The organism is Microvirga puerhi, from assembly GCF_020089865.1.
GTDB classification, from domain to species: domain Bacteria; phylum Pseudomonadota; class Alphaproteobacteria; order Rhizobiales; family Beijerinckiaceae; genus Microvirga; species Microvirga puerhi.
The window spans coordinates 44,356-57,773 of record NZ_JAIRBM010000020.1 but is presented as its reverse complement, the minus strand read 5'-3'; the positions used below and the strand labels follow the sequence as shown (position 1 = coordinate 57,773).

General features: G+C 62.6%; 12 protein-coding genes. 3 read left to right on the top strand and 9 right to left on the bottom strand.

The genetic code is table 11. The annotated features are described in order from the left end of the window. Positions 1 to 17: 17 nt before the first annotated feature. Positions 18 to 1,550, bottom strand: coding sequence for an amino acid permease (locus tag K9B37_RS20410; RefSeq protein WP_224315381.1), 1,533 nt, complete (start codon positions 1,548 to 1,550; stop codon positions 18 to 20). A 64-nt stretch (positions 1,551 to 1,614) separates the two neighbouring features. Beyond that, complete coding sequence (locus K9B37_RS20405) at positions 1,615 to 2,403, bottom strand: N-formylglutamate amidohydrolase (protein ID WP_224315380.1); 789 nt, start codon at positions 2,401 to 2,403, stop codon at positions 1,615 to 1,617. Between the two features lie 136 nt (positions 2,404 to 2,539). On the opposite strand from K9B37_RS20405, the gene K9B37_RS20400 reads away from it, so the two are divergent. Next, on the top strand, positions 2,540 to 3,409 hold the full coding sequence (locus tag K9B37_RS20400; protein WP_224315379.1) for a MurR/RpiR family transcriptional regulator: 870 nt from the start codon (positions 2,540 to 2,542) through the stop codon (positions 3,407 to 3,409). 10 nt (positions 3,410 to 3,419) lie between these two features. Here the strand turns inward: K9B37_RS20400 and K9B37_RS20395 are convergent, their stop codons facing one another. The 5 genes from K9B37_RS20395 to K9B37_RS20375 all read right to left on the bottom strand — a co-directional run bounded on the left by K9B37_RS20395 (position 3,420) and on the right by K9B37_RS20375 (position 7,346). After that, positions 3,420 to 4,466 (bottom strand): AbrB family transcriptional regulator, encoded by a 1,047-nt coding sequence (locus tag K9B37_RS20395; RefSeq protein WP_224315378.1) that lies wholly within the window; start codon positions 4,464 to 4,466, stop codon positions 3,420 to 3,422. A 98-nt stretch (positions 4,467 to 4,564) separates the two neighbouring features. Then, positions 4,565 to 5,767 carry a pyridoxal phosphate-dependent aminotransferase gene (locus tag K9B37_RS20390; protein ID WP_224315377.1) on the bottom strand — a complete coding sequence of 401 codons (1,203 nt, stop codon included), beginning with the start codon at positions 5,765 to 5,767 and terminating at the stop codon, positions 4,565 to 4,567. Positions 5,768 to 5,876: 109 nt separating this feature from the next. After that, positions 5,877 to 6,311 (bottom strand): large conductance mechanosensitive channel protein MscL, encoded by a 435-nt coding sequence (gene mscL / locus K9B37_RS20385; RefSeq protein WP_224315376.1) that lies wholly within the window; start codon positions 6,309 to 6,311, stop codon positions 5,877 to 5,879. Positions 6,312 to 6,370: 59 nt separating this feature from the next. Next, entirely contained in the window at positions 6,371 to 6,901 is a 531-nt protein-coding gene (locus tag K9B37_RS20380) for a VOC family protein (protein WP_224315375.1), read from the bottom strand. Between the two features lie 10 nt (positions 6,902 to 6,911). Continuing rightward, the gene (locus tag K9B37_RS20375; protein WP_224315374.1) at positions 6,912 to 7,346 is read right to left on the bottom strand and encodes a DoxX family protein; all 435 of its coding nucleotides are present in this window, start codon (positions 7,344 to 7,346) and stop codon (positions 6,912 to 6,914) included. A gap of 98 nt (positions 7,347 to 7,444) precedes the next feature. Between K9B37_RS20375 and K9B37_RS20370 the strand changes: the two genes are divergently transcribed. Together K9B37_RS20370 and K9B37_RS20365 are read left to right on the top strand one after the other, a co-directional pair. After that, entirely contained in the window at positions 7,445 to 8,359 is a 915-nt protein-coding gene (locus K9B37_RS20370) for a LysR family transcriptional regulator (RefSeq protein WP_224315373.1), read from the top strand. A gap of 85 nt (positions 8,360 to 8,444) precedes the next feature. Further along, complete coding sequence (locus K9B37_RS20365) at positions 8,445 to 11,954, top strand: PAS domain-containing hybrid sensor histidine kinase/response regulator (protein WP_224315372.1); 3,510 nt, start codon at positions 8,445 to 8,447, stop codon at positions 11,952 to 11,954. 17 nt (positions 11,955 to 11,971) lie between these two features. Here the strand turns inward: K9B37_RS20365 and K9B37_RS20360 are convergent, their stop codons facing one another. Together K9B37_RS20360 and K9B37_RS20355 are read right to left on the bottom strand one after the other, a co-directional pair. Further along, on the bottom strand, positions 11,972 to 12,685 hold the full coding sequence (locus K9B37_RS20360) for an aspartate/glutamate racemase family protein (protein WP_224315371.1): 714 nt from the start codon (positions 12,683 to 12,685) through the stop codon (positions 11,972 to 11,974). An 84-nt stretch (positions 12,686 to 12,769) separates the two neighbouring features. Continuing rightward, positions 12,770 to 13,393, bottom strand: coding sequence for a 2-hydroxychromene-2-carboxylate isomerase (locus K9B37_RS20355; protein WP_224315370.1), 624 nt, complete (start codon positions 13,391 to 13,393; stop codon positions 12,770 to 12,772). Positions 13,394 to 13,418 lie beyond the last annotated feature (25 nt).

The window sequence follows — 13,418 nt, the reverse complement described above, 5'->3', positions numbered from 1 at the left end:
ATGCGCTCCCCGAAGGATCAATGTGTCTTGTAGTCGTTCTCGCCCTTGGTCATGGCGAACTCCTCCTCCGGCGAGAGGATGAGCTTATGACGTCCGTGAATGAGGAAATAGGCCATCATCACGGCATAATAGATCGCGACACCCAGGACACCTTTCTGGAACACGGGATCCGTGAACTGGAAATAGAGCGTGATGGCTGCGATGATCATGCAGACGGCGGCGCCCACAATCCCGAAGGGGCTGTTGTAGGGCCGATGGATGTTCGGAAACTTCCTCTTGAGCGTGATGTACGACATGCCCTGCATGAAGTAGGCGAGCATCGCACCAGCCACCGCCATGTTGAGCAGCGTTCCACCGATGACATTGGCTCCGGCCTCCGCTCCCACGGAAAACCAGATGATCAGCATCACCAGGAGACCTATAAGAGCGCCCGCGATCAGAGCCACATGCGGGGTCTTGCGGCTTCCATGCGTCACCGACAGGAAGCTCGGGAAGTAGCCCGCGCGCGACAGGGAATAGATCTGCCGCCCAAAGGCGAAGATGATCGTATGGAACGAAGCGATCAGGCCGATCACCGCGAGTGTCGCCAGGATCTTCGCAATGTCGGTTCCGAAGAGCGTGCGGAACCCGTCGAGCAAAGGCTCCCCGGACTTCGCAAGTCCGGCGGCACCGGGCGCGATGCTCGTGTTCAGGAAGGTCACGAGAAATGCGGAGACGATGAGTGTCAGGATGCCCGCGATAATGCCCTTCGGCATGTCTCGCTGCGGATCATGCGACTCTTCCGCCGCCAATGGCAATTGCTCGATGGCGAGGAAGAGCCAGACCGCGAAGGGAAGCGCAGCAAAGATGCCGCCGATACCGTTCGGCAGGAAGGGTCCGTTGCCGTTCGGCAGCTCCGCGCCGTCCGCGCCGAGGTTCAGCGCCCAGCGCGAGAAGTCGAGCTGACCGGAGAACAGAACGGACAGATAGAAGGCGACCAGCACCGCAAGTGCGAGCAATGTCACCGTAACCGTCACCTTGAACGACAGCTCGACACCGACGATGTTGAGCCCGACGAAGAGGGCATAGGAGAGCATCCAGTAGATCGGCTGGAATTCCGGCGACGTTCCAAAGATCGCAGACAGATACGAGCCGATGAAGAACACGATCACGGCCGGCGTCAGAACGAACTCGATGTTCTCGGCAATGCCTGTGATATAGCCCGCCCAAGGCCCCATGGAGGTTCGGGCGAACGAATAGGCACCACCCGTGTGCGGCAGGGCCGGAGACATCTCAGCCAGGGAGAAGGTCAGGCCGAGATACATGATGGCGATGATGATGGTGGCGAAGAACATCGAGCCGAAGCCCTGTCCCAAGCCGAGATTCCAGCCCGAGTAATGGCCGGAAATCACCGCCCCGACGCCGAGCGCCCAAAGCGACCAGACGCGTGCATAACGCTTGAGGCGACGGGCCTCGAAATAACTCTCGTCTACTGTTGTATAGGTAATGCCGGCTGACGCTTGCGTTCCGGCTGGAGCCTGGGCCCCCGTACTCCCTTGTCCGACTGACATAGACTCTTCCTCCAAGAATAAGTCTGCCCTCTGAGCCACGGCACACCTCGCGCCATGGCCGTCGTCAGAGCCGCTGCACGCCCTCCCTCATCAAAGGTGCAAGACGGCTTGCCCACGACGCCTGTCCGTCTTGTGTGCGGATCAGGTCGTTGCGGATTTCGATCATGAGAGACGCTAGTCCCCGTCTCTCGGCATGGCGCTCGAGCGTATGGAACACGCGATCGGCAGGGCTGTATGGCTCGTTCATGCCGACATTGAGCGCGGCATCCCGCCGGAGGCCCGACGCTACCCTGCGCGCCAGACGCTCGTCCTTGTCGAAGATGAGACCGATCTGCCAGGGACGCGGCACGCCGCGGTAGATTGGCGTAAAGGAATGGACGGAAACGACCGTCGTCACGTGCCCGGCGGCCTTGCGCGCCTCCACATAGTCGTCGACCGCGCGATGAAAGGCGTCGTAGACCTCCGCGACGCGCCGGGCGCGCTCATCCGGCGAGAGATCTGCATTTCCTGGGATGGTTGTAGCCTCGCTCAACGCCGTGATGGAATCCGGCGCCGATGGGTCGCGGTTAAGGTCGAGAACCAGTCGGGACACGGTCGCGTGGATCAGCGGCGCATCGAGATCGCGTGACAGGAGCCGTGCCACGCCCAAGGCCCCAGGGTCCCAGGCGATGTGGCTCTCCCGCTCCGCCTGGCCGAGATCCAGCGTTCCATACCGCTCCGGCAAATGATTGGATGCATGCTCGCAGATCAAAAGAATCGGAGACCGCCCCTGGCGATTCTCCAGGCAGGCAACCGGCTCGGCCGCGGATCCTCCGCGCTCTCCCTCGGTCGCCGTCCGCCTCGCATGCACCATGCAACCCTCCGCTTATCCGTTCGGAAGAGGAAATCCTGTTTGAACGTGCGATACGTTCCCACTTGTTGTTGTCGTTTTGAAATTTTTGGTACAGCTTTCGGAAGCCGTCAAGAACGGAGCTGTGGACACTCCGCACATGCGCAACGAAAGTACAATACATTCCCAAACGTCATCTACGCTGGCGGATCGCATCCGTCACGAGATGGAGACTTTCACGACGAGTGAGAAGCGTGCGGCGCATGTGCTCCTAAGCCACTACCCCTTCGCCGGGCTCGAGACGGTTGCGGAATTCGCGGCGCGGGCCGGCATCTCGGCGCCCTCGGTCCTGCGCTTCGTCACGCGCCTGGGCTTTAGTGGCTTCCCGGAGTTCCAGAAGCACCTGCGGGAAGAGCTAGAGGCCCGCCTTCTGTCGCCGCTCGCCAAGGCGAGCCCCATTGGAGCGGGTCAAGCGGCCCCTGCCCTCGCTTCCTTCACGGATGCGGTGATCGGCAACCTGAACGCGACACTTGAGAACATCGCGCCTGCGGAATTCGAAGCGGTGGTCGCGCTCTTGAGCGACCCGCGCCGGCATATCCATTTCACGGGCGGCCGGTTCACCGGGGCGCTAGCCCGTTATGCGGAAAGTCATTTCCGGATCGTGCGCAGCCAGGTGGATTACATCGACGGGCAGCCCGCCCTGTGGCGCGACCGGATGATCGAGATCGGGCGCAAGGACGTGCTCGTCGTCTTCGATATCCGGCGCTATCAGGAGGATGTCATCGCCTTGAGCGAGACGGCGGCGAAGCAAGGCGCGACCGTCGTCCTGCTGACCGATCCATGGCTGTCCCCGATCGCCCGCGTCGCCCGCCATGTGCTGCCGGCCCATATATCCGCACCCTCCAACTGGGATTCTTCCATTGGCCTCATGTTGATCGCGGAAGCGCTCGTCGGGGCAGTCACGCGGCGATTGTGGGACACGGCCAGACTACGGATGGAAGCGGTCGAGAAGCTGCGTAAAGACGCTTAGAAGCTCTCTTTCAGCCAACCTTCGGCGGATCGCTTTTCTGCAACCAGGTGACGACGAAGGGCACCACAAGCCCGATGCCGATGAACCGGACCAGATGGTGAATCCCGACATAGATCGGGTCGAGCCCGAGCACGAGAGCCAGCACGGTCATCGCCTCCAGCCCGCCCGGTGCAAAGGCGACAAGCCCGTTGGCGAAGCTCACGCCGGCGAGCCACGCCGCAAGACCAGCGAAGGCGGTCGCGACCATCATGCCGATGGCAAAAGAGCCGATGGCGGCAATGAGTGTCGTGCGGATCGTGGAGCGGCGGATATCGCGAAAGCGCTCGGCAATGAACATGCCGATCAACACCAGCCCCCCTGTGGTGATCACCGGCGGAATGACACCTGTCACCCGCTCCGAACCATGGCTGATGGTACTCACGAGCATCGCGCCGAGCAGAATGGGCGCGGCAACTTTCAGCTGCTTGAGGATCGTGCCGAACACAAGGCCACCAATCAGGATGAAAGCCATCCCGGCCGGGCTTTGAATCGGCATCCCCTGTCCGATCAGTGCAGCCGACGCGCCGCCGCCACTGAACACCACGGCGCTGGGGAGGAGAGCGATCAGCACGAAGAGCCGCAGGTTCTGAACGATCGCGATGGGGGCAACCGAGGCGTTTCGATCGATGGCGATCGCCAGAACCGTCGAGAGAGCTCCAGGCACGGATGCCAGCACCGCATCGTCCCGACGCCAGCCCGAGATGCGGGTGAGCCAGAGCGCCGACGTACCCGAAATGGCCATGACGGCAATGACGAGAAGGATCAGGCTCGACGGATACCGGCCCATGGCGGCGATCGCTTCAGGCGTGACCGCGGCTCCCATGGAGGCGCCGGAAATCAGCATCGCCGCATCCACCAGATGGCGCGGCATCGGCAGCGCACGTCCGGCCCATCCCCACAAGACGATCGCCAGCGCCGATCCGGACAGCCATGCGGCTGGAACCCCGAGCACGTCGAGGATCAATCCACCGAGGCCGGCAATCAGGATCTGAACGAGATGGGCAAGGACGATGCGCATGAGAGAGGATCGGGCCGGAACGGCCGTCCCGGCTCAATGAATGTAGATGACGCCCACGTCAAATACCGAACGCGCAAGCTTGGCATGCACGCGCCGGTTCAGCCGACAACCCGTGGGAGAGCTTCGCCGATGCGGCGCACCGCCTCTTCGAGATCGGAGGCCTTGCGCGCATAGCAAAGGCGCAGATATCCCTCCCCCGCCTCGCCGAAGGCCGAACCGGGAGCAAGGCCCACATTCGCCTCCTCGATCAATCCCATGGCGATCTCCTTGGAGGTCTTCTGGCTCTTGATCTTGAGGAAGGCATAGAAGGCGCCGCTGGGGGGTGGCAATTCAACGAAATCTGTCTGCGACAGGCGTCCGACGATCTCGCGACCCGTTCGAGCCCGGTCGATCTGATGGGCGACGAACTCCTCGCCCTGTTCCAACGCCGCGACGCCACCGCGCTGGATGAAAACCGGCGTGCCGGAACTCTGGTACTGAACGAGGTTCTCAATGACTTGGCCGAGCGCAGGCGGCGCTTCGAGCCAGCCGAGCCGCCATCCGGTCATTGCCCAGTTCTTGGAGAAGGTCTGAACGAAGAGGATGCGGTCCTCCGATGCCATGACATCCCGGAACGAAGGCGCTCTTCCCTCTACCTGCAGGGCCGGATCGTAGACGAAACGGCCATAGATCTCGTCCGCGATGATCCAGAGGCCATGGCGGCGTGCGAGATCCAGCAATGCCCTCAGGTCGGAGAATGTGGCGGTCCACCCCGTCGGGTTGGCGGGGGAGTTGATGAGGAGCGCGCGGGTGCGGGGCGTCACCGCCTTCTCGAGACGATCGAAATCCAGGTTCCAGCCGTTCTGCCCGAACACCATCGGCACTGCGACCGGCTGGGCACCGGCCACGGTGATCGCGCCCGCGAAGTTCGGCCAGGCAGGCGTGGAGATGAGTACCTCGTCACCCGGGCCTGAGACCATCCGCATGGCGACCTGCATGGCTGGCATACCGCCGGACGTCACGAAAAAGCGCTCCGGATCGACCGGCTGCCCATAGATCCGCTCGTGATAGCGCGACAGAGTCTGCCGCAACTCGGGAATCCCGCGTTGGTAGGTATAGAAGGTTTCACCTGCTGCGAGGGATCGGGTCGCGGCATCGCAGATGAAGGGGGGGGTCGGCAAATCCCCCTCCCCGACCCAGAGGGGGATCAGGCCCTCCCGGTTACGACCGTAGTTGAACACGTCGACGATGCCGCTCGTCGGTGCCTGCTCGGCCTCCGGGCGAAGGGCGAAGAACGGCGGCATGGCGGCGGACGCATTCATGGTGGGCTCCCTGGCAGGCGGACAGGCATGGCTTGTCCGCCCCGTGATGGCAAGCGTCAATGCCGTTCCATCACAAGAAGCCACGGATGCGATCGAAAGGCTTGATGAATCAGACCGACCGTCGATCCCGGAGGAGATCGCGGATCTCGCCCAGAAGCTTCACGTCGGCGGGAATTTCCGGGGCCTTCTTGGCTTCCTCGGCCTTGGCATCGGCCTTGCGCCGCATTTGATTGATGCCCTTCACGACGAGGAACAGGATGAAGGCGATGATCGCGAAATTGATCGCGACGGTGATGAAATTGCCCCAGGCCAGAACGGCTCCCTGGGCCTTCGCCTGCGCCAGCGAGGTCGCCGTGACGTTCTTGGACAGCGGAACGAAGTAGTTCGAGAAGTCGAGGCCGCCGGAGATCGCTCCGATGATCGGCATGAAAATATCCCCGACGAGGGATTCCACGATCCGTCCGAAGGCAGCACCGATGATGACGCCGATGGCCAGATCGACCACGTTGCCGCGTAACGCAAACTGTTTGAATTCCTGCCACATGATCCCAGACCTCCAACGACACCGAGGATAAGCTGAAGCTGGAGGCCTGGGAATATCTATCAAGGCTTGGCAAGGGCAAGCAGGCCCTGAAGGTCCAGGCGCCGTGTCACCATCTGGAGTGTTCCATCCGGCGCTCTCGGCCACTGCTCTTCCGGACGATCCCAGTAGAGTTCGACGCCGTTGCCGTCGGGATCGCGCAGGTAGAGCGCCTCGCTGACCCCGTGATCGCTCGCGCCGTCAAGCATGATGCCGGCCTCGACGAGCCGGCGGAGCGCATCCGCCAGCGCCTCACGGGTCGGGTAGAGGATCGCCACGTGATAAAGGCCCGTGGTGCCGGGAGGCGGCGGAGAACCGCCGGCACTTTCCCAGGTATTAAGGCCGATATGGTGGTGATAGCCCCCGGCCGAGAGGAATGCGGCCTGGCTGCCGTAGCGCTGCGTCAGCTCGAAGCCGAGAACATCCCGGTAGAATCCGAGGGCGCGATCGAGATCGGCCACTTTCAGGTGGACATGTCCGATCCGCGTACCCGGATGCACCGGCTGCGTGGCCGAAGATTCGGCCGGAGGAAGAGGTTTAACAGGTGAAGTCATGGTTCGTGCCTCATGCCGAACGGGCGGCGAGCCTACCGGACGTGCTCGCCGGCGTGGACTTGAGCGCCAGAGCCCCGTCGCCCACGAGGGCTTGCGCCAGAAGACCGACGATCCAGAGCGCCAGGAATTCCCATCCACCCTTCGGATTGGTGAAGAAGAAACCGGCTGGCCCATGCACCGTGAAGATCGCGCCGAGCAGGATCGGGATCAAGACGATCGCGGCGATGCGTGCGTAAAATCCGAGGATCAGCGCCACGCCACCGGCCACTTCGATCAGGATCGTCAGATAGGCGAGAGCTGGTGGCAGACCGAGGCTGCCGAAGAATTGCGCGGTGCCGGCCGGGGTGAAGACGAAGATCTTCAGGCCGGCATGGGCTAGAAACAGAATTCCCAGCGCAACGCGCAGAACCAGAGCGGCGTAGGGAGCAGTGCGGGTATCGATCATCACGATCTCCAGAATTGAACTGCTTCCCATATGGCCTCAAACCAAGAATACGATAATATTCGGCATGGAATATCAGCTCACACCAGGGGAGTGAGGTCGTGCTTGACCGCGTTACCAGCATGCAGGTTTTTCAGCGCGTCGCGATGCTCGGCAGCTTTTCCGCTGCGGCGCGGGCCCTGGATCTTTCGCAAACCATGGTGACGAAGCATGTGGCAGCGCTTGAGGCCCGGCTTGGGATCAAGTTGCTGCACCGCTCCACTCGAAAGCTCGTCCTGACCGAAGGGGGGCGCAACTATCTCGCATCGGTCGAGCGCATTTTAAGTGAAATCGAAGAGGCCGAGGCGTCAGCCGGTCTCGACCGGATCGAGCCGAGGGGCATTTTGCGCCTCAATGTGCCGGTGACCTTCGGCTTTCGCGAGATCGCCCCCGCCCTTGCGGAGTTCAGCCGCCTCTACCCCTCGGTCCATGTCGATCTAGGTCTTGCCGACCGTTATGTGGAGCTGATCGAGGAAGGATGGGACCTGGCCATCCGGATCGGACGATTGAAGGACTCGCGCCTCGTCGCCCGGAGATTGGCTCCCTGCAGGATCGTCGTCTGCGCCGCGCCCTCATATCTTGCGGAGCACGGCACCCCGCAGACGTTGGCGGATCTCTCACGGCACAATTGCCTCGGCTACACTCTCTCGACGACCGTCAGCCCGGATCGATGGGTGTTCGGTCGCGATGCGGATATGGTTGTCCCGGTTAAAGGCAACCTGCGTGCCAACAACGGCGACGCCCTGCTCGCGGCCGCGATCGCCGGCCAGGGCATCATCTACCAGCCGACCTTCCTCGTGGGCGACAGCCTTCGCAGCGGTGCGCTCGTCCCCATTCTCGAAGAGACGCCGACCTACGAGTTGGCGGTTCATGCGGTCATGCCGTCCGGACGGCAGGCGCCTGCCAAGGTCCGTGCCATCGTCGAGTTCCTCGCCGACCGTTTTGCACCGGAGCCGCATTGGGATCGCGACCTTTAAGGCCATTTCTCGCGACCATACCGGCGGTGGCAATCCTTGAGCCGACAGGGTAAATCTCGTTCCGGCTCTCGCGAGGATCCCTGCCATGATCGCCAGCTGGGCGGTAATTCTATCGGCCCTGGTCTATCTCTGCCTTCTCTTTGCTGTCGCCTATTGGGGCGACAACGGCGGCAGACGCATCATTCAGGGGCGCGCGCGATCGACCATCGCTGCCTTGTCATTGGGCGTCTATTGCACATCATGGACGTTCTTCGGCTCGGTGGGGCTTGCGAGCCATTCGGGTCTTGACTTTCTGACGATCTATATCGGCCCGATCCTCGTCATCGGCATCGGTCATCTTCTCGTGTCGCGGGTCGTGCGTATCGCGAAGACGCAGAACATCTCCTCGATCGCCGATTTCGTCGCCGCCCGTTACGGCAAAAGCGAGCGAGTGGCCGCGCTCGTCAGCCTGATCGCCCTCGTCGGTTCGATTCCCTACATCGCGCTGCAATTGAAGGCCGTCTCCTCGTCGCTCGACGTATTACTCAAAGCAGCAACCGGTTTTACGCCCCAGAGCGTGCCCATCTTCGGCGACCTCGCCCTGGCGGTTGCCCTCGTGCTTGCCGGGTTTGCCGTCGCCTTTGGAACCCGCCACACCGACGCCACCGAGCACCAGGACGGGCTCATGATGGCGATTTCCCTGGAATCCGTGGTGAAGCTCGCCGCCTTCCTCGTGGTCGGCACCTATGTCACCTTCTTCCTGTTCGGCGGTTACGATGCCATCATCGACAAGCTGCATGCCCAAGGCATCAGCGCGAGCCTGCTCGAACGCACGTCCGGCTTCGGCAGCTACATTACCCTGATCCTGCTCTCGAGCTGTGCCGCTCTCCTCCTGCCGCGCCAGTTTCATATGACGGTCGTGGAGAACCGCGCCATCGAGGACGTGAAGCGGGCCGCGTGGCTCTTTCCCGTCTATCTGATCGCCATCAACATCTTCGTCATTCCCATCGCGCTCGCCGGCCTCGCGCTGTTTCCCGAGGGGACGGTCGACCGGGACATGACCGTTCTGGCGCTGCCGCTCTTCGACGGTGCGGGAAAGACGGCGATCGTCGCGTTCCTCGGCGGCTTCTCGGCCGCGACCGCCATGGTCATCGTGGATTCCGTAGCGGTCGCCGTGATGATCTCGAACCATCTCATCATGCCCATCGTGCTGCGCCGACGCGCTTTTGCGGGCGTCGATCTCGGCGGGTTCGTGCTCGGGATGCGGCGCATCTCGATCGTCGTCGTCATTCTTCTCGCCTATTTCTATTACCGCGCGTCCGGCGAGGCCGCTCTTGCGGCAATCGGCCTTTTGTCCTTCGCAGCCATCGCGCAGATCGCACCAGCGTTCCTCGGCGGCCTGATCTGGTCGCGGGGGACGGCGCTAGGCGCGAGCGTGGGCCTCACCGTGGGCTTCATCACCTGGGCTTACACGCTGCTACTCCCGAGCCTCGTCTGGGACGGCGTCTTCTGGTCGGACGTCGTGGTGACGGGTCCCTTCGGCATCCTGGCTCTCAAGCCGACGGCCCTGTTCGGAGTGGATCTGCCGCAACTGACTCATGGGGTCGTCTGGAGCCTGACCCTCAACATCATCACCTATATCGGGTTCTCCCTGTGGCGGCCCGTGACGGCGCTGGAGCGCATCCAGGCCCACGTCTTCGTCGGCGAGTCCGATACGTCCGCAACCCCGAGCTTCCGTCTGTTCCGGCCGAGCGTGACTATCGAGGAATTGCGCGCGACGGTCGCCCGCTACCTCGGCGACGAGCGCACGAGCCGCTCCTTCGAAGGTTTCGCCCATAGCCGCGGTCAGGTCCTAGACCTGCGGGCCGAGGCGGATATCCATCTTCTGCGCTATGCCGAGCATCTTCTGGCATCCGCCATCGGAACCGCCTCGTCACGTCTTGCGCTCTCCCTCGTCCTGCGCCGGCGGACCGTGTCGACCAAGGCGGCCCTCAAACTTCTCGACGATGCCTCAGCGGCGATCCAGCACAGCCGCGACCTGCTTCAGCATGCCATCAACTACGCAAGGCAGGGCATCACGGTTCTCGACCGGGACCTGAGGCTCCTTGCATGGAACCAGGCTTTCGTCGATCTCTACGACCTTCCGCCCAATCTGGTGCGTATCGGCGTCGGTATGGACAGCATCATCCGGTTCAATGCCGAACGCGGATCGTATGGCCCCGGTACGTTCGACGACCTCGTCGAGTCCCGAATCCACTCCTTCCTGCACGATCTGGAGCCTGTCCGCCTCAAGCTGTATCCTTCCGGCAAAGTGATCGAGATCCGCTCGAACCCCCTGCCGGATGGCGGTCTCGTGACGACCTATACGGATGTCACCGAGACGGTGGCGTCGGAAGAGGAAAGCCGCCGCGCCAACGAGACATTGGAGCAGCGCGTCCAGGAACGCACAGAAGAGCTGACGCGTCTCAACGAAGCCTTGACCCAAGCCAAGGCAGAGGCCGACGAGGCGAATATCTCGAAGACCCGCTTCCTCGCCGCGGCCTCTCACGACATCCTTCAGCCCCTCAACGCGGCACGCCTCTATGCGACCTCTCTCGTCGAGCGCGATCGGGAAGCCGGCGATGTGACGCTGGCCGAAAACATCGACGCATCTCTCGATGCCGTCGAAGAGATCCTGACCGCCCTCCTCGACATTTCACGCCTCGATACCGGCGCGATGAAACCGCAATGGTCAAGCTTCCGGATCGACGAGCTGATCCGACAGCTCCAGCGCGAGTTCGATCCCATCGCCCGGGAGAAGGGCCTTACGCTCACCTTTGTCCAATCGACCCTCACCGTGCGCTCCGATCGGCGTCTTCTGCGTCGATTGCTGCAGAACCTCATTTCGAACGCGATCAAATATACGCCCGGCGGCCGCGTCTTGGTGGGCGCGCGTCGACGCGGCACGCATCTGATCCTGGAAGTCCTGGACACCGGCCTTGGCATTCCGCCTTCGAAGCAGCGCATCGTGTTCCGCGAATTCCAGCGACTCGATCAGGGCGCCAAGGTTGCAAGGGGCTTAGGGCTCGGGCTTTCCATCGTCGAGCGCATCGCGCGCGTGCTCTCCCATCCCATCACCTTGAAATCCGAGGCCGGACGCGGTTCGGTCTTCCGGGTGGAGGTTCCCGTAGTTGCCGCACTGCCGGCATCACGCACCGCTCCGGAAGTGCCTCCGGCGGCCGTGACGGCCCTCTCGGGCCTGTGCGTTCTCGTAATCGACAACGAGCCGGCCATTCTCGAGGGCATGCGCCTCCTGCTGACGAACTGGGGTTGCGACGTCCGGACCGCATCGGATCTCGACGGGGCCCAGAATGTCATCAAAGCGCATCGCGCGAATCCGGACGTCATCATCGCGGACTATCATCTGGATGAAGGCGATGGCCTCGACCTGATCAAGACCTTGCGCTGGAAGACGCAGGTCGACACACCTGCCGTTCTCGTGACCGCGGACCGCACCCCGGCCGTTCGCGATGCAGCGGCCGCCATGCATGTGCACGTGCTCAACAAGCCTGTGAAACCGGCTGCCCTGCGGGCCCTCCTGACCCAATGGCGCGCCACCCGCGCGGCGGCGGAGTGATCTGCGAACCCCGGATCCTACGGCACGGTCTGGCCAAGAGCATAATCGACGGCGGCATGCGCATGGATCGTCGTCGTGTCGAAGAGCGGTACCTCGCTGTCCTCATCAGAGACCAGCAGCATGATTTCGGTACAGCCGAGGATGATCGCCTGCGCTCCCCTTTCGACCAGACGCCTCATGATCTGCCGGTATGCGTTTCTGGATTCAGGGCGGATCTGCCCGACCACCAGCTCCTTGTAGATGATATCGTGGACGACACGGCGATCCTTGTCCTCGGGCACGATGACCGTCAGGCCGTGCTGCTTCTGCAGGCGCCCTTTGTAGAAATCCTGCTCCATCGTGAAAGCGGTACCGAGAAGACCGACACGCTCGAAGCCGGTGCTCTTGATCTGCCGAGCGGTCGGGTCTGCTATATGAAGCAAGGGAATGCTTACGGATGTGGTGATCGCCTCGGCGAGGCGGTGCATCGTGTTGGTACACAGGACGATGAAGTCGGCTCCCCCACGCTCGAGCCGGATAGCTGCGTCCTGCATGGCTTCGGCGAGGCTGTCCCAATCGCCGCTGTGCTGGAGCCGCTCGATCTCGCCGAAATCGACAGACCACATCAGACTGCGTGCGGAGTGGACGCCCCCAAGCCGCCTCTGCATCTCTCTGTTGATGATGCGATAATACTCCGCCGAGCTCTCCCAGCTCATGCCACCAATAAGGCCGACCGTCGCCGTCTGTTGCACAACCACCTCTTTTCAGTTCGCAGGACCGAACTAGCACGCGATGAATGGCGGGACTACGGCCGCACCGGATTCAGCGTCAGCCCGTCATACGTCCGGCGAATAGGGCTCGCGGCCGCTCTTCAGGGCATCGTCGAGCAGCTCCAGCCGGTCCTGCCCCCAGAACACCTCGCCGTCGAGAACATAGGCAGGAGATCCGAACACATCCCCCGATACGGCGTTCTCAAGGTTGAGGGCGTAGATCGCTTCCGTCGTGCTTCCCGTGGCGATGTCCATGAGGGAGGAGGAATCGAGCCCGGCAGCCTCGGCGAGTTCGGCCAGCACGACAGGATTCCCTAAGTCCTGCTCTTCCTCCCACAAGGCCGCGAAAGCCCGGCGCAGGAACGGATCGGCGTCCTTGCCGGAGACTGCCACCGCGATCACGAACCGGTCGGCGAGATTGACTTCGAACGGCCAGTATTTCGGCTTGATGTTGAAGTTCAGTCCCCGCTTCTCGCGCCAGCGCTGGAGTTCCACGAGCCGATAGCGCTGCCGGGCCGGGTGGCGCTGCGCCAGGGGAAGGCCGCCCGTCTCCGAGAATACACGCCCGAGGAAGACAGGCTTGTAGTTGACCTCGATCCTATGGCGCCGGGCAATCTCCATGAACGGCGTATGGCCGATATAGGCCCAGGGACTCATCAGCGAGAAATAGTAGTCGATGGTGCGCGGCATGGAATCGTCTTCACGGTTGCAACAA